This window comes from Streptomyces sp. NBC_01232 (genome assembly GCF_035989885.1).
Taxonomy (GTDB): Bacteria; Actinomycetota; Actinomycetes; order Streptomycetales; family Streptomycetaceae; genus Streptomyces.
The window spans coordinates 6,742,463-6,761,487 of the sequence record NZ_CP108518.1 but is presented as its reverse complement, the minus strand read 5'-3'; the positions used below and the strand labels follow the sequence as shown (position 1 = coordinate 6,761,487).

Annotated in this window: 18 protein-coding genes; 9 read left to right on the top strand and 9 right to left on the bottom strand. The window is 72.2% G+C overall.

The genetic code is table 11. The annotated features are described in order from the left end of the window. Positions 1 to 358 precede the first annotated feature (358 nt). Together OG444_RS31140 and OG444_RS31135 are read left to right on the top strand one after the other, a co-directional pair. Entirely contained in the window at positions 359 to 919 is a 561-nt protein-coding gene (locus tag OG444_RS31140) for a DUF3291 domain-containing protein (protein WP_327265324.1), read from the top strand. Positions 920 to 960: 41 nt separating this feature from the next. After that, positions 961 to 1,455: an NUDIX hydrolase gene (locus OG444_RS31135; RefSeq protein WP_327265323.1), complete on the top strand. Its 495-nt coding sequence runs from the start codon at positions 961 to 963 to the stop codon at positions 1,453 to 1,455. 51 nt (positions 1,456 to 1,506) lie between these two features. Here the strand turns inward: OG444_RS31135 and ligD are convergent, their stop codons facing one another. Then, a complete protein-coding gene (ligD, locus tag OG444_RS31130; protein ID WP_327265322.1) occupies positions 1,507 to 2,526 on the bottom strand; it encodes a non-homologous end-joining DNA ligase in 1,020 nt (339 codons plus the stop codon). 75 nt (positions 2,527 to 2,601) lie between these two features. Between ligD and OG444_RS31125 the strand changes: the two genes are divergently transcribed. Beyond that, complete coding sequence (locus OG444_RS31125; protein ID WP_327265321.1) at positions 2,602 to 3,702, top strand: ATP-dependent DNA ligase; 1,101 nt, start codon at positions 2,602 to 2,604, stop codon at positions 3,700 to 3,702. 82 nt (positions 3,703 to 3,784) lie between these two features. Here OG444_RS31125 and OG444_RS31120 read toward each other — a convergent pair whose 3' ends face one another. After that, positions 3,785 to 5,257, bottom strand: coding sequence for an FAD-dependent oxidoreductase (locus OG444_RS31120; RefSeq protein WP_327265320.1), 1,473 nt, complete (start codon positions 5,255 to 5,257; stop codon positions 3,785 to 3,787). Between the two features lie 100 nt (positions 5,258 to 5,357). Then, a complete protein-coding gene (locus OG444_RS31115) occupies positions 5,358 to 6,329 on the bottom strand; it encodes an NAD(P)/FAD-dependent oxidoreductase (protein ID WP_327265319.1) in 972 nt (323 codons plus the stop codon). A gap of 66 nt (positions 6,330 to 6,395) precedes the next feature. Here OG444_RS31115 and OG444_RS31110 point away from each other — a divergent pair, with 66 nt between their 5' ends. After that, positions 6,396 to 7,013 (top strand): helix-turn-helix domain-containing protein, encoded by a 618-nt coding sequence (locus tag OG444_RS31110; protein ID WP_327265318.1) that lies wholly within the window; start codon positions 6,396 to 6,398, stop codon positions 7,011 to 7,013. Beyond that, positions 7,010 to 7,501, top strand: coding sequence for a nucleotide triphosphate diphosphatase NUDT15 (locus OG444_RS31105; RefSeq protein ID WP_327265317.1), 492 nt, complete (start codon positions 7,010 to 7,012; stop codon positions 7,499 to 7,501). The genes OG444_RS31110 and OG444_RS31105 overlap by 4 nt, the downstream gene beginning before the upstream one ends. A gap of 45 nt (positions 7,502 to 7,546) precedes the next feature. On the opposite strand, the gene OG444_RS31100 is transcribed toward OG444_RS31105, so the two are convergent. The 4 genes from OG444_RS31100 to OG444_RS31085 form a co-directional block, all read right to left on the bottom strand. Next, the gene (locus OG444_RS31100) at positions 7,547 to 8,209 is read right to left on the bottom strand and encodes a GOLPH3/VPS74 family protein (RefSeq protein ID WP_327265316.1); all 663 of its coding nucleotides are present in this window, start codon (positions 8,207 to 8,209) and stop codon (positions 7,547 to 7,549) included. A 111-nt stretch (positions 8,210 to 8,320) separates the two neighbouring features. Further along, positions 8,321 to 10,381, bottom strand: coding sequence for an MDR family MFS transporter (locus OG444_RS31095; protein WP_442810657.1), 2,061 nt, complete (start codon positions 10,379 to 10,381; stop codon positions 8,321 to 8,323). Between the two features lie 72 nt (positions 10,382 to 10,453). Continuing rightward, entirely contained in the window at positions 10,454 to 11,818 is a 1,365-nt protein-coding gene (locus OG444_RS31090; RefSeq protein ID WP_327265315.1) for a 6-phospho-beta-glucosidase, read from the bottom strand. A 167-nt stretch (positions 11,819 to 11,985) separates the two neighbouring features. Next, positions 11,986 to 12,858, bottom strand: coding sequence for a helix-turn-helix domain-containing protein (locus OG444_RS31085; protein WP_327265314.1), 873 nt, complete (start codon positions 12,856 to 12,858; stop codon positions 11,986 to 11,988). A gap of 334 nt (positions 12,859 to 13,192) precedes the next feature. Here OG444_RS31085 and OG444_RS31080 point away from each other — a divergent pair, with 334 nt between their 5' ends. The 3 genes from OG444_RS31080 (at position 13,193) to OG444_RS31070 (ending at position 15,650) form a co-directional block, all read left to right on the top strand. Continuing rightward, positions 13,193 to 13,861 (top strand): helix-turn-helix domain-containing protein, encoded by a 669-nt coding sequence (locus OG444_RS31080; RefSeq protein ID WP_327265313.1) that lies wholly within the window; start codon positions 13,193 to 13,195, stop codon positions 13,859 to 13,861. Positions 13,862 to 13,926: 65 nt separating this feature from the next. Then, positions 13,927 to 14,484 (top strand): toxin-antitoxin system, toxin component, encoded by a 558-nt coding sequence (locus OG444_RS31075; protein WP_327265312.1) that lies wholly within the window; start codon positions 13,927 to 13,929, stop codon positions 14,482 to 14,484. Next, a complete protein-coding gene (locus OG444_RS31070; protein WP_327265311.1) occupies positions 14,481 to 15,650 on the top strand; it encodes an MAB_1171c family putative transporter in 1,170 nt (389 codons plus the stop codon). Before OG444_RS31075 ends, OG444_RS31070 begins: the two co-directional genes overlap by 4 nt. Positions 15,651 to 15,733: 83 nt before the next feature. Here the strand turns inward: OG444_RS31070 and OG444_RS31065 are convergent, their stop codons facing one another. Further along, positions 15,734 to 16,516 (bottom strand): bestrophin-like domain, encoded by a 783-nt coding sequence (locus OG444_RS31065; RefSeq protein WP_327265310.1) that lies wholly within the window; start codon positions 16,514 to 16,516, stop codon positions 15,734 to 15,736. Positions 16,517 to 16,568: 52 nt separating this feature from the next. Next, positions 16,569 to 17,156 (bottom strand): hypothetical protein, encoded by a 588-nt coding sequence (locus OG444_RS31060; protein WP_327265309.1) that lies wholly within the window; start codon positions 17,154 to 17,156, stop codon positions 16,569 to 16,571. A gap of 115 nt (positions 17,157 to 17,271) precedes the next feature. Between OG444_RS31060 and OG444_RS31055 the strand changes: the two genes are divergently transcribed. Next, positions 17,272 to 18,936 (top strand): serine/threonine-protein kinase, encoded by a 1,665-nt coding sequence (locus OG444_RS31055; protein WP_327265308.1) that lies wholly within the window; start codon positions 17,272 to 17,274, stop codon positions 18,934 to 18,936. The last annotated feature ends 89 nt before the right edge of the window (positions 18,937 to 19,025 follow it).

Sequence of the window (19,025 nt, the reverse complement as noted above, 5' to 3'; positions counted from 1 at the left end):
CTCTCCCCGAACTGCGGTTGGCAGTAGACCTGACGCAAGTCGTCTGTCAACGAACATAGTCCGGCCGGGTCAGAGCATGACCGGCGACTATCTACGCTGACGAAGGACATCCGCATCCACATTCAGTGCCCACATTCACTGCCCGGCCTCGTGGCCGTGGGCCAATGACCGGACGCAGGAGGCCACTTGAACAGGAAAAACGCAACTTCGACAGGGTCCGCATAGGCAGCTACCTTCACCTGGTCCTCGGCGATCGCCCACGGTCGCACAGGAGTTCTTTCAAGCCGAGCCGCCCGCCACGGGACGAATTGGCCACCGGACCGGGTCCACACCAGGGATCCCCGCCAGGGAGAGACGCATGCCCCATCTTGCGCTGTACACATTCGGCGTCCTGAAGTCACCTCTCGCCGATCCCGCACCCCTCACGCGCGAACTCCACGACAGCGGCGAGGCCATCTACCGGAAGATCAGCCAGCACCCCGGATACCTCGCTCGCGCCGAAGCGGCAGACGGCGACCGGGGCACACACTTCGACTTGGACTGGGGTCCATGGGGAGAGTTCGTCGTACCGACCTGGTACGGCAAGGGCCGTACGGTGGAAACCACTGCCCTGGCCGCCGCCCTCTCGCTCTGGACCGACCTGGGCTCCGCCTTCGACGCCATCTACACCGGTCTGCACCGTGAGGCGCTGAACAGGCGTTACGACTGGTTCGAGCAGACAACGGAACACCCGCTCCACGTGCTCTGGTGGGTCGCCGACGGCGTGATACCCACCTGGCAGGAGGGGGTTTCGAGGCTGGAACACCTCCACGGCCACGACTCCGCGCCGCAGGCCTTCACCTTCCGCCGCTCCTTCGATCCAGACGCAACTCCCACCAGGATCAAAGGCGTCGGACCCCAGAGCGACCGGGTTCGCTGACAAGCGAAGCCCGACCGACCGCCCGGGCTACCGTGTCGGCCATGCCGACACAGCACGGGGCGTTCAGCGTGGACCCAGGCGTTGAACTGCCCGTTCCCGCACCGGGCGAGGTGTGGACCGTCGGTGCCGTCATCCTCAACGGCGCCGGTGAAGCCTTCGCCCAGAAGCGCAGCCCGGGCCGCCGGCTCTTCCCGGACACCTGGGACATCGTCGGTGGCCATGTCGAGGCCGGGGAAACCCTCTTGGAGGCTCTCGCCCGCGAGGTCGAGGAAGAGACCGGCTGGCGGCTCCGCCGCGTACGGCGAATCCTCGGCACCACCAGCTGGACCGGGGACGACGGCGCCGGACTCCGCCACGAGGCCGACTTTCTCGTCGACGTCGAGGGCGACCTGGAGCATCCCGCACTGGAATGGTCCAAGCGCTGCGCCTACGGCTGGTTCGGTCCGGACGACGACCTCGCCCTCCTCAAGGAGAACCGTCTGCCCGGAGAGTTCCTGATCCACGACCTGATCGCGCGCGCCGTGGCAGGACCCTAGGGATCAGGGTCTTCGCGGTCGGTCGGTCGGCTGGTCGGGCGGCGGCGGTTGTCAGTCCTCGTGCTTCGCCCGGCTGGGCTGGACGCGCTTGGGTTCGCCGGGCATCTTCGGGTAGTCCGGGGGGTAAGGCATGTCGCCCAGGCCGTGCTCGTGTTCGTCGCGGGCCGCGAGGTCCAGTACGGCGTCCAGGGCGAAGGCATGGTCGTCCATGTCCGCGTGCAGATCGCCCAGTTCGGCGAAGCGGGCCGGCATGGTCACGATGTCGAAGTCGCGGGGCTCCGCGTCGTCCACCTCGTCCCAGCGCAGGGGCGCCGACACCGGGGCGTGCGGGCGTGGGCGGACCGAGTAGGCGGAGGCGATCGTGCGGTCGCGTGCCGTCTGGTTGTAGTCGACGAAGATCCGCTCGCCGCGCTCCTCCTTCCACCAGGCCGTCGTGACCTTGCCCGGCATACGGCGTTCCAGTTCCCGGCCGAGGGCGATGGCGCACCGCCGGACCTCGGTGAAGGTCCAGCGCGGCTCGATCGGCACGAAGACGTGGAGCCCGCGGCCGCCCGAAGTCTTGGGCCAGCCGCGCAGGCCCAGTTCCTCCAGCAGGGCGCGCAGTTCGTGGGCGGCCGCCACCGCGTGGTGGTAGTCGGTGCCCGGCTGCGGGTCCAGGTCGATCCGGAGCTCGTCGGGACGGTCGGTGTCCTCCCGCCGCACCGGCCAGGGGTGGAAGGTGAGGCAGCCCAGGTTGGCCGCCCACAGGACGGCGGCCGGCTCGGTCGGGCAGATCTCGTCGGCCGTGCGGCCGCTCGGGAAGGCGATGTGGGCGGTGGGGATCCAGTCGGGAAGGTTCTTCGGTGCCCGCTTCTGGAAGAAGGACTCGCCCTCCACCCCGTCCGGGAAGCGCTCCAGGGTCGTGGGCCGGTTGCGCAGGGCGCGCGTGATGCCGGGCGCGACCGCCAGGTAGTACTCGGCCACGTCCCTCTTGGTGAGGCCGCGCTCCGGGAAGTACACCTTGTCCGGGCTGGACAGCCGTACCGTCCGCCCGCCCGCATCCAGCTCGATCGCACTACCGGCAGCACCCATGTGCGCCACGGTAGGCGGGCCCGGTCATACGCGCATACCGGGCGGGTCCGGACGTACCACCGCAGAATCAGTGGCATGGATCTGCCAGTGATGCCGCCCGTGAAGCCGATGCTCGCCAAGTCCGTGGCGAAGATCCCGCACGGAATGCAGTACGAGGCCAAGTGGGACGGCTTCCGGGCCATCGTGTACCGCGACGGCGATGAGATCGAGCTCGGCAGCCGCACGGGCAAGTCCCTGACCAGGTATTTTCCCGAACTGGTGGAGTCGCTGAAGAGCAATCTGCCGAGCCGTTGCGTGATGGACGGCGAGATCGTGATCGTTCATGGCGGGCGCCTCGACTTCGACCGGCTGACCGAGCGGATCCATCCCGCGCAGTCCCGTGTCGCCCTGCTGGCCGAGACCACACCCGCCGGCTTCGTCGCCTTCGACCTGCTCGCCCTCGGCGACGAGTCGCTGCTCGACACCCCGCTCGCCGACCGCCGTACCGCCCTCGCCCGGTCCCTCTCCACTGCTCGGCCCCCCGTGCATCTCGCGCCCGCGACCACCGATCCCGCGCTCGCGCAGGAGTGGTTCGAGCGATTCGAGGGCGCCGGGCTCGACGGGGTGATCGCCAAACCGCTCGATCTCCCCTACCGGCCCGATGCGCGCCTCATGTTCAAGGTCAAACACCAACGTACGGCCGACGTCGTCGTCGCGGGTTTCCGTTTCCACAAGAGCGGTCCGATTGTCGGATCGCTGCTGCTCGGCCTGTACGACGCCCAGGGCGCACTCCAGCACGTGGGCGTGTGCGCCGCCTTCCCCATGAAGCGCCGCGCCGAGCTGGTGGAGGAACTGGAACCCCTGCGGATGGCCGATCCGGCCGGCCACCCCTGGGCCGCCTGGGCAGAGGAGTCCGCCCACGAGAGCGCCCGGCTGCCCGGCGCCCAGAGCCGCTGGACCGGCAAGAAGGACCTGTCCTGGGTCCCGCTCCGCCCCGAGCGGGTCGTCGAGGTGCGGTACGACCACATGGAGGGCGACCGCTTCCGGCACACCGCGCAGTTCCACCGCTGGCGCGCCGACCGGACTCCCGAGAGCTGCACCTACGCCCAGTTGGAGGAGGTCGTCGGCTACGACCTCGCCGAAGTCCTCGGCCCCCCTGCCGGCGGTACGAACGGTACGAGCGATACCGCCGGCTGAGCGGCCGCCCCTCCGGCCCGCCCCCGGCCGCCCCGCCGTCCTGACACGCCCCCGCCCCCGCCACGACCGACGGCGCCCCGCCTCATCCCGCCGTCAGCTTCTCCCACTCCTCCCGGTCCGGCCCCGTCGCGTTCGGCGCGTAGTCCGGCCGGGCCGCCAGCCAGCGCGCCACCCGGGCGCGGACCTCCGGATCCGCGTACGCCCGCTCCGGCGGCTCCACCAGGTGCCGGACCCGCGCCCTCGCCCGCATCACCTCGGGATCCTCCAGCGCGCAGTCGAACAGCGCGGACACCTCGCGCGCCGTCCCGCCGCGCCCGGCCCGCGTCGCGAAGCGCTCCCCGATGGCCGCGTCGGCGACCACCTGGAAGTCGAACCACGGCTTCAGGGTGCGTTGCGCCCAGGCGTGGTGATCGACGGCGTACTTCGCCGAGCCCGGGTCGCGGTGCACCGTACGGGCCACCCTGCGCGCCGCCCACAGGGCCAGCGAGGTGCCCTGCCCGAGGGTCGGGTTGGTGTGGGTGATCGAGTCACCGACCGGCACCAGTCCCGTCACCACCGGGCCCCGTTCGTCGACCAGCGCACTCCACCGGTTGTCCAGGCTCGCCGTGGCCAGGACGCCCGACAGCGGCTCGGCACCCAGCGCCAGCCAGGCCGCGCCGGGCGGGAAGGCGCGCGCCGCCGCCTCGAAGACGGCCGGGTCGCGCAGCGCCGATCGGGTGGTGTCCTCGGTGTGCACGAACAGCGTCACGGCGAACGCCCGGTTGTCGGCCGGGAAGACGGCGCAGCCGGCGAAGGCCCCGCCGGTGACCGCCCACGGCCGGCGCGGCCCCTCCTCCATGCCCTCCGGCAGCCGGTACCAGCGGCAGAAGTACGCGAGCCCGGTGCGGTGCCGTTCCACGAGCGGCGGCCGGCAGCCCACCTCGGCCAGCCTGCGTTCGGTGCCCCCGCGCCGCCCGCAGGCGTCCACGACCAGGTCCCCCGGGTAACTCCCGGTCTCGGTGGTCACTCCCGTCACACGGATCCCGCACCCCTGCCCGAGCTCGAGCCCGCTCCCGCTCCCGCTCCCGCTCCCGCTCCCGGCCCCCATAGTGCTCCCGTTGCCCCCGGACGGCCCCGGGGCCGTGATCAGTCCGGTGACCGGCTCCCCGTACCGGACGACGACCCCCGGTTCCGCGCGCAGCGCCGTGGCCAGCGCGCTCTCCAGCACGATGCGCCGGGCCTGCAGCATGACGAGGTCATCGTCACCGGGCAGTGCGGGCGGGCGGGCGTCGAACCAGTCCAGTTCGTGCCGTTCGCGGGCGCCGAGCCGGAGCATCTCCTCGTGGACGTCCGGAAGATCGCCGCGCAGGACGTTGCGCGCCGCCCCGAGCAGCACGTGCGGCTGGGCCGCCTGCGGTACGGTCGGCCGCCGCCAGCCGAAGAAGTCACGGTCGAGCTCGGTGCCCGGGGCCCGCGCGTCGCGCTCGAAAACCTCGGCCGTGTGGCCCTGCCGCGCCGCGAGCAGGGCGGTGGCGGGCCCCGCGACACCTCCGCCGATGACCAGCACATGTGCCATGGAGCGTCCCCCCGAGCTGTTGGACCGTACGACGATCACACCGCTCAGAGCCTGCACGCGCCGGGGCCGCCCGAAACCCGCACAGATGTCCGGTAATCGCTCAGATGCCCGCCCGGTGGGCCTCCACGGCCCGTCTGGTCTCCTCCTCGATGAGGTCGTTGTTGATGGCCGCGGCCGCCTGTGCCCCCTGGGCGGCCGCACCCGCGACCTTCTCCAGCGGGGAGGTCACGTTGCCCGCGACCCAGACCCCGCGCAGCGCGGTGGCCCCGGTGGCCGGATCGGATGCGACGCAGGTGCCGATCGTGCTGCCGTCCCGTTCCATGACCGTGGCCGGCAGGCCGAGGCCGGTCAGGACGCCCGAGCGGGCGGTGAACCGCGGGGCCACCACCAGGGCCCGGCACTCCACCTCGGCGCCGCCCGCCAGGGTCACCGCGGTCAGCCGGTCGTCCCGGACCGCGAGACCGGTCACCTCGCCCTCCACGACCGGGACACCGAGGGCGGCCAGCAGTTCCCGGTCCTCGGCGGTGAGCCGCCAGCTGTGCGCCAGCAGGGTGGTGCGCTCGCTCCAGTGCCGCCAGAGCTGGGCCTGATGCACGGCGAGGGGGCCGTCGGCCAGAACCGCGATCGGCCGGTCCGCGACCTCCCAGCCGTGGCAGTACGGGCAGTGCAGCACGTCCCGCCCCCAGCGCGCGCGGAGACCGGGCACGTCGGGCAGCTCGTCCACCAGGCCGGTGGCGACCAGCAGCCGGCGCGCCCGCACGGTGCTGCCGTCCCCGCAGCGGACCAGGAAGCTCCCGTCGGGCAGCCGGTCCGCGGCGACGGCCCTGCCCGCCCGGACCTCCCCGCCGTAGCCGGTCACCTCCGCACGCCCCTTGGCCAGCAGGTCCGCCGGGCTCTCGCCGTCCTGGCCGAGGTATCCGTGCAGGTGAGCGGCCGGGGCGTTGCGCGGGCTGCCGGAGTCGATCACCAGTACCGAACGGCGGGACCGGACCAGGGTCAGTGCCCCGGCGAGCCCGGCGGCGCCGCCGCCCACGACCACCACGTCGAAGGAGCTGTCCATTGCGTTGTCCATGGAAGTGAGGGTCTGCCCACGGCGGCCCACTTGACAAATGTTCTTGCCGAACCGGCAAATGGAGTCATGGCCACAGAGGAGCAGGACGAGGAACTCGCCGGGGTGCTCACCGCCGTGGGCCCGCGGCTGCGCGCGATGCGGCAGCAACGCGGCACCACGCTGGCCCAGCTCAGCGAGACCACCGGCATCTCGCTCTCGACCCTCTCCCGGCTGGAGTCCGGGCAGCGCAGGCCGACTCTGGAGCTGCTGCTTCCGCTGGCCAGGGCGCACCGGGTGGCGCTCGACGAGCTGGTCGGCGCCCCGGAGACCGGGGATCCCCGGATCCGCCCGCGCCCCTTCGTCCGGCACGGCAGCACCTACGTGCCGCTGACCCGGAACTTCGGCGGTGTGCACGCCTTCAAGCAGATCCTCCCGCCGCTCGACGGTCCGACGCCGGAACCGGAACTGCAGGTCCACGAGGGCTACGAGTGGCTGTACGTGCTCTCCGGACGCATCCGGCTGCTGCTCGGCGAGCACGATCTCGTGCTCGGCCCCGGCGAGGCCGCCGAGTTCGACACGCGCACCCCGCACGCCTTCTTCAACGCGGGTTCGCAGCCGGCGGAGTTCCTCAGCCTCTTCGGCCCCCAGGGCGAGCGGATCCATGTCAGGGCCCGGCCCACCACTCCCTCGGAAGGACGCCCATGACCAGCTCCGCCGAGCGCCCCGAACGGGCGGCTCCGCAGCCCCATGCCGTGGTCGGCGTCGGCGTCGTCGTCGTGGCCCCGGACGGCCGGGTGCTCCTCGGCCAGGCGCACGACGGCCGCTGGGAGCTGCCCGGCGGCAAGGTCGACCCCGGAGAGGGGTTCGAGCTGGCCGCCGCCCGGGAGCTCGCCGAGGAGACCGATCTGCGGGCGGACCCCGCGTCGATCCGCATCCTGTCCGTGCACATCGAGGGTCAGGCCGGCCTGACCCGGCTGACGGCGGCCGCCGTCACGACCGCGGCGGAGGGCGTGCCCACCGTCACCGAGCCGCACAAGATCGCCCGCTGGGAGTGGTTCCTTCCCTCCGAGATCCCGACGGCCCTGTACGTCCCGTCGGCGGCCGTGCTGCACGCGTGGCGCCCGGACCTGGCACCGCCGCAGCACGTCCACTCGTACCACTACCCGGTCTCGGGCCCGGCTCCGGGCGCCTGAGCGCCCCGGCGCCCGAGTACCTCAGTACCCCGGCACCTCGGTGCCCTACGAGGTGGCCGTCAGGACCGTCACCGCGGTCACCGCCACCATCGCGGCCTGCATGTCGCGGATGGCGGTCCGGACGCTCTCGGCCGCCCACTGCCCGGCGGCTATCTCCGCCGTCCTCACGCTCACCTCGGCGGGCTTGCGGTCGGGGAAGGCGAGCCGGTGCAGCTTGGCCGAGTGGATCAGGGCGATCAGGCCAGCCGTGCGCTCGTCCGGCTCGGCGCCGTCCAGGACGACGCCCTGGAGCCGCTCGCGCAGGGCGCGCTCGACCGTTCCGTCGGCCTCCGGGTAGCGGCGCTGCGGGAACACGCCGAACACCTTGTGCACCTCCGCCACGACCAGCCCGCGCTCGCCCAGGCGCTCCAGGGCGGCTCCGACGGCCTTCGTCTGGTCCTTCGTCAGCCAGTCAGTCACCCGGCGCTTGCTGCGGCCCCGCAGCCAGGCCTCCATCAGCCGGATCCGGCCGTCCAGCAGTTGTTCCCCGGTCGGCCCGGTGTTCCTGAGCTCCAGGTACTTGCCCGAAACCGACACCCGCTCCGCCATGACGAGTTCGAGCAGGATCGCTCCCGCCACCGCCCAGCCCGCTGACTGCCGCTGCCGCTCCGTCCCGGACTCGTCGTCCAGGGACAGCAGCATGATCTCCTCGGCCAGTGTGATCCTCACGAGCGGCCCCCGTCGTCCGTCCGCCGTCCGGCGTCTGCCGGTCCGGCTGTCCTACTGCCTCGTGGGGGAGGACGAGCAAGGACCCCGCCGCGTTCCGTTCCGGGCCCGGATCTACCGCCGCACCACCACTTTTGGCGCGAAGTTGCCGTCCCCCAGGTCCTCCGCGAGCAACCGCTTGGCGATCGCGTCCGCCGCGACCCGCAGCTCCTCGCTCCGCGGCCGTCCCCGGTCCTTCTCCAACTGGTCCTTGAGCCACTCGCCCCACGCCTTCGAGATGACGTCGGCCTCCCGCTGCCCGGCCGCGGTGAGGGTGAAGAAGCTGCCCTCGCGGCTGAGGAAGCCCTCGTCCGCCATCCGCTCGTAGACGGGGATCAGCACCTCCGGCGGCAGGGACCGGCGGCCTGCGATCAGTGGGAGGCTGGCATGGCCGATGGTCCGCGTCATCACGTCCACCTGCATCACCGCCCAGGCTCCCGCGATGTCCAGCCGGGTGTCGGAGGCCTCGACGATCCCCCGCGCCGTGTCCGCCCCCATGTTCCGCACGAGTTTGCCGACGGCCAGCTCCAGCAGCTTGGCCGAATCCCCCGAGGCCGTGGCCGGTGAGCCGAAGCCGTCGCCCATGTCCGTGGACCCGGCCCGGGCGCTGTCGCGCAGCTTGACCTGCTTGAGGAAGAGCGCGACGACGAAGCCGAACACGGCGACCGGCACGGTGTACAGGAACACGGTCTGCAGGGCCTGCGCGTACGCGTCGATCACCGGGGCCGCTACCTCCGGATCGAGCCGGTGCACCCCTTCCGGGGTGGACGCGGCCCTGGCCAGCTGCTCCGGATCCTCCCCGGCGAGCCGCGCCGCCTCCGCGTACGCCGCCTCCAGCCCGGGCCCGAGGTGGTTCGCGTAGATCGTCCCGAAGACCGCCGTCCCGAAGGCGCTGCCGAGCGTACGGAAGAAGGTGACCCCGGAGGTGGCCGTGCCGAGGTCGGCGTAGTCGACGGTGTTCTGCACGGCGATGGTCAGCACCTGCATGGACAGGCCGATGCCCGTGCCGAGCACGAACATGTACAGCGATTCCAGCAGGGTGCTGGTCCCGGGGCCCATCAGCGACAGCAGGTACAGGCCGACGCCCATGACCGCGTTTCCGACGATCGGGAAGATCCGGTACCGGCCGGTCCTGCTCACCACGTTGCCGCTGAACACGGAGGCGATCAGCAGGCCGATGACCATGGGCAGGGTCCGCACGCCCGAGATCGTGGCCGAGTCCCCGTCGACGTACTGGAGGTAGGTCGGCAGGAAGGTCATCGCGCCGAGCATCGCGAATCCGACGACGAAGCTCAGGACCGAGCACACGGAGAAGACCGGATTGCGGAAGAGCCGCATCGGCAGCATCGGTTCCGCGGCGCGTGTCTCGGCCAGGCAGAACAACGCCAGCGCCACGGCGCCGCCCGCGAAGAGGCCGATGATGACCGGCGAGGTCCAGGCGTACTCGTTCCCGCCCCAGCTGGTGGCCAGGATCAGCGCGCTGGAGCCGACGGCGACCAGCGCGATGCCCAGGTAGTCGATGACCGGCTTGCCCGAGGCCCGGACCGCCGGGATCGTCTTCGCGGCCGCGACGACGACGAGGATCGCGATCGGGACGTTGACGTAGAAGCACCAGCGCCAGGTCAGCTGGTCGGTGAAGAACCCGCCGAGCAGCGGTCCGATGACGGTGGCGACCCCGAAGACGGCGCCGATCATGCCCTGGTACTTGCCGCGTTCGCGCAGGGGCACCACATCGGCGATCAGCGCCATGGCGGTGACCATCAGGCCGCCGGCTCCGATGCCCTGGACGCCGCGCCACACGATCAGGAAGGTCATGTTGCTGGACAGGCCGCACAGGAAGGAGCCGCTGATGAAGACGATGGCGGAGATCTGGAAGATCAGTTTCCGGCCGAAGAGGTCGCCGAACTTGCCGACCAGGACCGTCGCCACGGTCTCGGCGAGCAGGTAGGAGGTCACCACCCACGACATGTGGTCGCCGCCGCCCAGGTCCCCCACGATCGTGGGCAGCGCGGTCCCGACGATCGTCTGGTCGAGCGCAGCCAGCAGCACGCCGAGCATGATCGTGCCGAAGATGACGTTGCGCCGCCGCCGGTCGATCACGGGGGGCGCGGCGGCTTCGGCGGGGGCGGTGGTCACCCTCGCACTGTCACAGCGCGCCCGCCGCGGCGCATGCGGCGCTGCGCCGTCCGGGGGAACGGCCCTGCGGGATCAGCGCAGGTAGGCCAGCCCCGGGTGCTCCGCCGCATACCCGTCGAGCAGCCGCCGGGCCACGCCCACCGAGTCGACCAGCGGATGGAGGGCGAAGGCCTTGACCGCGTCGGCACGCGAACCGCTCGCGGCCGCCGCCAGGACCTCCCGTTCGACCGCCTTGACCGACGTCACCAGACCCACCGCGTGCAGCGGGAGCTGCTCGACGCCGACCGGGTGGGCGCCGTTCGCGTCGACCAGACAGGGCACCTCGATGACGGCCTCGGCGTCGAGGACGGACAGCGTGGAGCCGTTGCGGACGTTGAGGATCAGCGTGGCCCGCTCGTCCCGGGCGATGGCCCGCATCAGTGCGAGCGCGACCTTCTCGTAGCCGCCGGATTCCAGGTCGCTCTCGTCGCGCTCGCCGACGCCCGCCGCCTCACGGTTCTCGGCCATGTACGTGGCCTCGCGCTCGGCCCGGGTACGGTCCCAGGCGGCCAGCGCCGCCCCGGCCGGCGCACCGGCCCGGCCCGCCTCGGCGTAGAAGCCGCGCTGCTGGTCGCGCAGGAAGGCACCGCGGGTCTGCTCGGCCTCCTGGTATGCCCGTACGGTGTCACGGTTGAAGTAGTAGTAGTGCAGGTACTCGTTGGGGATCGCGCCGAGCGAGCGCAACCAGTCGGCCCCGAAGAGCCGGCCCTCCTCGAAGGACTCCAGCGCCTCGGAATCGGCCAGCAGCCGGGGCAGCTCGTCCCGGCCGCCGATGCGCAGCCCGCGGACCCAGCCCAGGTGGTTGAGGCCGACGTAGTCGATCCAGGCCTCCTGCGGGCGGGCGCCCAGCAGCCGGGCGATGCGCCGGCCCAGGCCCACGGGGGAATCGCAGATGCCGATCACCCGTCCGCCGAGTTCCTCGGCCATCGCCTCGGTGACCAGCCCGGCCGGGTTGGTGAAGTTGATGACCCACGCCCCGGGGGCGCTGCGGGCGATCCTGCGGGCGAGCTCACGGGCCACCGGCACGGTCCGCAGGCCGTACGCGACCCCGCCCGCGCCCACCGTCTCCTGGCCGAGGACTCCTTCCGCCAGGGCGATCCGCTCGTCCGCGGCGCGCCCTTCCAGGCCACCGACGCGGATGGCGGAAAAGACGAAATCGGCCCCGCGCAGGGCTTCTTCGAGGTCCCCGGTGGCGGTGACGGCCGGGGCGCCGCCCGTTGCCGGGTCGTCGGCAGCGGCGGCCTGGTCCCGGAGGACCCGGGCCATGGCAGTGAGCCGCGCCGGGTCCTCGTCGTACAGCGTCACATGGGACACCCGGCCCTCGGCACGGTCGCCGAGCAGGGCTCCGTAGACGAGAGGTACCCGGAATCCGCCTCCGCCGAGGATCGTCAGCCGCACGCCCTACCGCCTTTCGCCAGTGCAGATCCCGTTGCCGGTGCCACCGCCGTGGTGGCAGGCGCACGATCGGTGCCACGAACGCCGCCACGATCGGTGACACGATCGGCCACGATCGGGGGCACGCGAGCCACGGCACACGTCCGCCGGCACCAGTCTGCCCCGGTCGGTCACTCCACCGGCGACGGCACGGCGCGCAGCCTGGCGCCCTGCTGGTGCGCGAAGCCCCCGCCGCCCTGCACGGGACCCCTCGGCGCACCCGCCGGCGTCGAGAGGACCAGCGTGATCCGGGTCAGTCCCATCTCACCCAGCATCCGACTGGTCTCGGCCACCATCCGGCAGCGCACCAGCCCCCACCGCGGGTCGGGGTGGCGCACCGTGCGCACCGCTCCGTCCAGTTCGGCGGCATCGGTCCCGTGCGTGCTCAGCCAGTGGGGCACCCCGTACCGGTAGGCGGCCTCCATGAACGGGTCACGGGCCACCTCCTGGCGGATGCTGCGCAGTCCCTCGTCCTCGGGGGCCCCGGCCAGCGCGGTCGCGAACTGGGCCAGCAGCGGTACGCACCAGGCCGGTTCGTGGTCCTCCAGCACGGCCGCGGCGTCCGGGTGGAACAGCACGAAGCGCAGGAAGTTGTCGTCCGGCAGGGCCGTCGGGTGCGGCCGTACGGACTGGAAGAGCTGGTCGAAGGCCGAGTTGGTCAGGGCCACGTCCCAGCGGTGGTCCACCAGGAAGCTCGGGTAGGGCACGGACTCCATGAGGGCCGCGTAGTCGCACAGGTAGTCGCGCTGCGCCGGATCCTCGGGCAGCCGGTTCTCCTCGGCGGCGCGCCACGTGGGCGGCGGGTCACGGTCGACCATGACGCGGAACAGCCAGAAGCACTGCCGCTCGCTCATCTCCAAGGCCTCGGCCAGGGCGAGGAGTTTGCGGTCCGTCCACTCCTTGACAAGACCTCTTTCCCAGTTCCCGTACGCGCGCACACTGATGCGCAGGCGGGCGGCGAGGTCTTCCTGGCTCAGTCCCAGCTCCTCGCGGCGCTGGCGCAAAATCTCCTTGCGTCGCTCCGACCGCACGGCGCCGCGGGTGGATTCCTCGCCCGCCAGACGCTCTTCACCGGCTCGGGCGAGTCCATCGGACGGGCCCACCGCTGCGAGATGTGGCACTGAGAGCTCCCCCTCCTCCGGTATGGATCTTCATTTCCGTGTGGCGATCCTGCTACCGACTTCATTCGAGTGTCAACTATTGTGGCAATTCCAGCCTCTTGACAGCTCATTCCCGCCACAGCTGTGGCACGTTCTAGCCCTTCCGGGCGAGAGCGGCTAGATTCCAGAAGCCGACCATGTGCCCATACCGACTTCGCGCGATCTAGGAGAACCACTGGTGACAGACGGCTTCCCGGCTCCCGTCGCGGTAGCCAACGCACCCCTGGCAGCCACCATCACGCGTGTCGCCGAACTCGCGGGCAAGATGGGCCGTGATCTGAACCAGGTCTTCGACCTGCGGCGGCTCTCCGAGGCCTCCGGCGTACCCACGGACGTGGTCAGGACCCTGCTCGACGGCAGGCCGGCCGGCGAACCCGATCTGCAGACCCGGTTCCTCCAGCGTCTCGACCTGCTCCGGCGGACACGTGTCAAGCCGAACGGTCGCCGCTACACGCAGCAGGAGATCGCGGACGGCGCCGGCATGTCGCGGCAGCAGGCCGGGGCACTGATCAACGGCGACCGGCGTCCCACCATGGAACACTGCGACGCGATCCAGCGGTTCTTCGGAGTGCACGCCGGGTTCCTCACGGCGCACGACTCGGACGCCCTCACGGACGCCCTCCAGCGGACCGAGCAACAGCTGCTCCAGGACTTCGCGGGGCGGGCGCGGGAAACCGTACCGTCCTCGGGCGCATCGGCGGGCGATCCACTGGCAAGACTCCTCCAGAACCACGGTGTACGGGGCATCGCGTGGCGCGCCGCCCAACTGCCCAGCGACAAGCACCGGGACAAGGTGACCGAATGGCTGGACATGCTCCTCGAAAGCGTCAAACCGAACGAATCCTGACCCAGTCGAAAGTCTGGGTCTGATCCTTTGAGTCCTGATCCGGATCCGCGCCGACGGGGAGAACGGTGAGCATAGGCAGAGAGCAGCGGCGGTTGTGCGGGGAGCTGGTGGCCGGCATCCGGCTGACCGCCCCCGTGGAACCCGTGGACCTCTACGCTGCCCTCTGCGAGGGCATGAGCAGACACCGCGGCCGCCGGGTGGACTTCAGAATGGCCTCGTTCCCTCCGCGGACGGCCAGCGGCCTGTGGCTCGACATGGCGGACCGCGATCTCGTGGTCATCGAGGAACGCACCGCGCCGGACCACCAGTTGGTGATCCTGGGCCACGAGCTGTGGCACATGAAGGCCGGCCACTGCAGTCACCACGTCGACGGCGCCGCCGTCGCTGCGCGGTTGCTGACGGACGAGGCCGACATCGGCGAGACGGTCCGCCGCGTCGCCGCGCGCACGCGCGCCGACGTCCAGGAGGAGACCGAGGCCGAAACCTTCGGCTTACTGCTGGGCAGTCGTTGTCGGAACTGGCTCGCCGGATCGGCGAGCCACCGGGCTCCGGTCCAGCGCGATCAATTGGCAGGCCGGATCGAGGCCTCGCTGGGCTACCGGGGGCACAGGAAAGACCGTTGAACGGCGAGGACTACTACATACCGGCGGCCGCGATGGCGATCTCACTCGCCTTCAAACTGCCCGCCCTGCGGCACAACTGGCGCGACCCGCTCCTGCGGTCCGTCGTCGCCCTGCTGACCCTGGCCGGAGCGGTGTTCGCCTTCGCCGCCCCGCCCACCATCGCGGCGGTCAACCGCTGGACCGGGATCGTGAACGTCTCGGCCCCCCTGGTGTACTGCCTGATCACCGCGTTCAGCGCCTCCTGCCTCGTGCTGATGGTCAACTGGCGGGGCGGACCGCCCGAGCAGACCCGGCGCGTATCGCGCCGCTGGATCCTGGGCTACAGCGTGGTGATCGTGGCCCTGGTCGTGCTCTTCATCCTCGGCGAGACCCCGGTGGAGCGGCTGCGCGACTTCGACACCTACTACGCGAACACGCCCTACATCGGCCAGATGATCGCCCTCTACCTGCTGGCGCACCACGTGGCCGCGGTGGTGATGGTGGTCCTGTGCTGGCGCTGGTCGCTGCAGGTGCGCGGCTGGCTCCGGGTCGGCCTCATGATCATCGTCTCCGGATACATCTTCAACCTCGCCTACGACGCCACCAAGATCTCCGCGGTCGTCGCCCGCTGGTTCGACCACAACCTCGACGACCTCAGCACCTTCGTCGCTCCGCCGCTCGCCGCCCTCGGGGCGCTGATCAGCGCGATGGGCTTCGTGGTCCCGCTCGTCTGCCAGCGCCTGTCGGACCACTGGCAGACCTGGGCGACGTACCGCCAGCTCGGCCCGCTCTGGCAGGAGGTGCAGATCTCCGCGCCCAGCGGCACGCCCTCCGTGCAGATGGCCTGGTGGTCCGCGGCGGAGCTGCGGGTGATCCAGCGCGAGTCGGACATCCACGACGGCTTCCTGCACCTCGGCCCGTACTTCGACAAGGGCCTGCGCGACGACGCCTACGAGAGCGCCGTCGCCGGTGGCGCCGACGAGGACGCGGCCCGCGCGGTCGCCGACGCCGCCATGGTCGCGGCCGCCGTGCGGGCCCGGTCCGCAGACCCCGACGGAAAGATCATCGGGGAGGACGAGGAGACCCTCCTCGACACAGCCGACGGTCCGCGCGACCTCCTGCGGATCTCCCACGCGCTGCGGCATTCACCGGTGGTGCAGGCGCTCCGGCGACAGGTCACGGTGTAGCGGCGAGCCCGTACCGGCCGGCGTGTACCGGCCGGCGTGTACCGGCGAAAGGCGTGCGGCCCGGCGTGCGGGCCGGGCTTGGTTCAGCGGAGGCCGGCCGCCACCGTTGCGGACGCCGGGAACAGGTCCTGGAACGGTGCGGCCGAGTCGATCCCGTCCCGCCCGTACGGCGCGTCGAAGCTCCACACCATGAAGAGCAGGAACACGATCAACGCGCTGAACAGTCCGGCGAGCAGCAACTCCCGCCCGGAGCGCCGGATCTGCAGGGTGAAGATCAGCCCGACCGTGACCACCCCGCCGACCAGCAGACCGAACCACACCACGCCCGGCAGCGTGGACTCGGAGCTCTGCATCCGCGAGTGACGCGCGTCGTCGGCGGCGGCGATGTGGTCCAGCAGCGGCTGATAGGCCTGCGCCTGCAGCTCGGTGGCCGGGCTCTGGTGCGTGACGTCGCTGCGCAGCTTGCCGAGCAGGGCGCCGCCCTCGGCCGAGGCGCCGTCGCCGGAGGTCAGCAGCGGCCAGTCCACGGCGACGGTGTGCGAGACGTACGCGTCCACCTCGCCCCGGATCCGGTCGCGGACCGCCGCGGGGTAGACGTCGGCGCGCTGGGTGACCTCGTACAGGGCCTGGGCCTCGCGGCGCACGCTGTCCTCGGCGGCGCCGCGCGCCTCCCAGACGCCCGCGATGGCCAGACCCAGGACGATCGCGTAGACCACACCCACCATCATCGTCATGTACTCGATGACATCGGGGGTTTCGCTGGTGTCCTCGTCGTCGGCGGCCCGGCGGTGCCGGATCGCGGTGATGGCGAGGACGACGGCGCAGACGAGCGCCATGGCGACGGCCAGGACCAGCCATTCGGACACGTGGATTCTCCCGGTGTGGATCGGTGGATGGGGTACGAGGGGGCGGCGGCGGTCAGCCGCGGCTCTTGGAGCGTGGGCGCAGGGCGGCGGCGGCGAGTACGGCCGGGGTGGTGACGACGACCATGAGCATCACGGTGGACATCCCGCCCGGGCCGCGCCGCTCCAGGGCCACCGAGCGGTACGGACGCACGTGGAAGGCGCTCACCCGTGCGACGGCGGCCCCGGCCACGGGCGGGGCGGGCGCTTCGGCCGACGCCGGGACGCTGTCGCCCCCGGGACCCGGCGCGGGCCCCGGCGGCTCCGGCTCCCCGGCCCCTGCCTCCGCGGAAGGCCCCACCGCCGCCCGCTGCTGCGGCCGCTCCGGCTCCGCGGGCGGCGCGGGCCGTGCGGGCGGCGTGGCCGATGCCGCGGGCCGCCCCGGGTGACGCACGGTCGGCCGGTCGGCGCCGGGCACGGCCGCCCGTACCGAGGGCTGCCCGGCCGGCGGCCGGAAGACCGGCCTGCCCGGCCGCCCGGCCGGCACGCACAGCTCGACACGGGCTCCGCGGCCGTTGCCGTCACCCGCGACCGCCACGTGGCCGTGCAGCGGACAGAGCGCCGCCACCAGGCCCGCCCCGGCGAAGTACTGCCAAGCGGTCACCGCGCGCCTCCCGAATTCCGCAGCAGATGTAAGGGCTACCGCTGAAGAAACGATCAAGGAGCGGGTTCGACACGCCGCGAACGGGTGCCCCTCGCGGATGCGGCATGATGTCGCCATGGGGACCGAGGGGACGGACGCCCGTCTGATCGCAGGGCGTTACCGCCTGGACGCCCGGCTCGGCCGCGGTGGCATGGGCATCGTGTGGCGCGCCACGGACCAGCTGCTCGGCCGCAGCGTCGCCGTCAAGGAGGTCGCGCTCGACCCCGCGCTGTCCGCGGACGAGGCCCGGCAGCAGCGTGAGCGCACGCTCCGCGAGGCACGGGCGGCCGCGCAGCTCAAGCACCCCCACATCATCGTGGTGCACGACATCGTGGAGGACGGCGAACTCCCGTACATCGTCATGGAACTGGTCGAGGGCGGCTCCCTCGCCGACCGGCTCTCCCGCACCGGCCCGGTGGACCTCGCCGAGGCGGCCCGGATCGGGATCGCGCTGATCGGCGCCCTGCGCACGGCGCACGCGGCCGGGGTGCTGCACCGGGACATCAAGCCGGCGAACGTCCTGCTGGAGGCGCCGGGCGGGCGGCCCGTGCTGACCGACTTCGGCATCGCGCAGGTGTCGGGCGCGACGACGCTGACCACCACCGGGTCCTTCGTCGGATCCCCCGAATACACCGCGCCCGAAAGGATGTCGGGGCAGACGAAGTCGGGCCCCGAGGCCGATCTGTGGTCCCTGGGTGCCCTGCTGTGCGCGGCCCTCAGCGGCACCTCGCCGTTCCGGCGGGACTCGCTCGGCGGGATCCTGCACGCGGTGGTCTTCGACGAGATCCGGCCGCCCGAGGCGTGCGGCCCGCTTCTGCCGGTGGTGCGGGGACTGCTGGAGCGCGATCCCGCCGAGCGGCTCGGCGCCGAGCGGGCGGAGCAGCTGCTGCGGGCCGCCGCTCAGGCGGCGGCCCCGGACGCGCCGACGCAGCACACCCCCGCCGAGCACACCCCGACGCGGCGCGGCGCGACCGGGCCCGGGCCCGCACCGGCGTCCCTGTCCGCGCCGACCCCCGTATCGGCGCCCGCGTCCCCGCCCGTGCCCGCGCCCGCACCCGGGAAGCGGCGGCCGTGGGCGGCGCTGTTCGCCGCCGTCCTGGTGGCCGCGTTCGCCGGGGCGGGCGTGTCCGCCGCACTGCTCATGAACGACGACAAGCACGGCGGGCAGACGTCCACGAGCGGAGCGGCCGCCGGCCCGACCACCCCCGCCGACGCGGCCGGCCCCGCGTCCACGCCCGCACCCGCTCCGGCCGCCGGTACGGCCTCCTCCTCCTCGGCCGACGGCAAGGGCGCCGCCCCCGCCGGTTACCGCCTCGTCAAGGACCCGGAGGGATTCTCGCTCGCCGTCCCCCTCGGCTTCACGCGCAAGGTGGAGGGGTCCCGGATCTTCTACATGTCGCCCGGTGAGACCTTCCGCATCGGCATCAAGGTCGCGGAGCCCGAGTCCGGTGGGCCGGTCGCCGTCCACCGGCGCGCCCACGCCGACGGCCCGTCGAACAACCCCGGTTACCGTGACGCCGAGGTCGTGCCCACCTCCCAGGGCGGCCGGCCGGCCGCCCTGTGGCTGTTCACCTGGGACGGCTTCTCCACGGCCGAGGGCCCCCGCCACACCCGCGACCTGTGCTGGGAGGAGGGCGGCCGGCTGTACGACGTGTGGGTGTCCTCGCCGGTGCGCCGGAGCGAAGAGGCCCGCGGCCACTTCGACACCGCGGTGCGGACCTTCGTACGCACCGACGGCTGAACGACGTCACCGCTCGCCACGGCGCGCGCGTCTGCGCGCCCCGGTTCACCCGTAGGGCGCATTCCACGGCGGCGCCCGCCCCTCCCGCG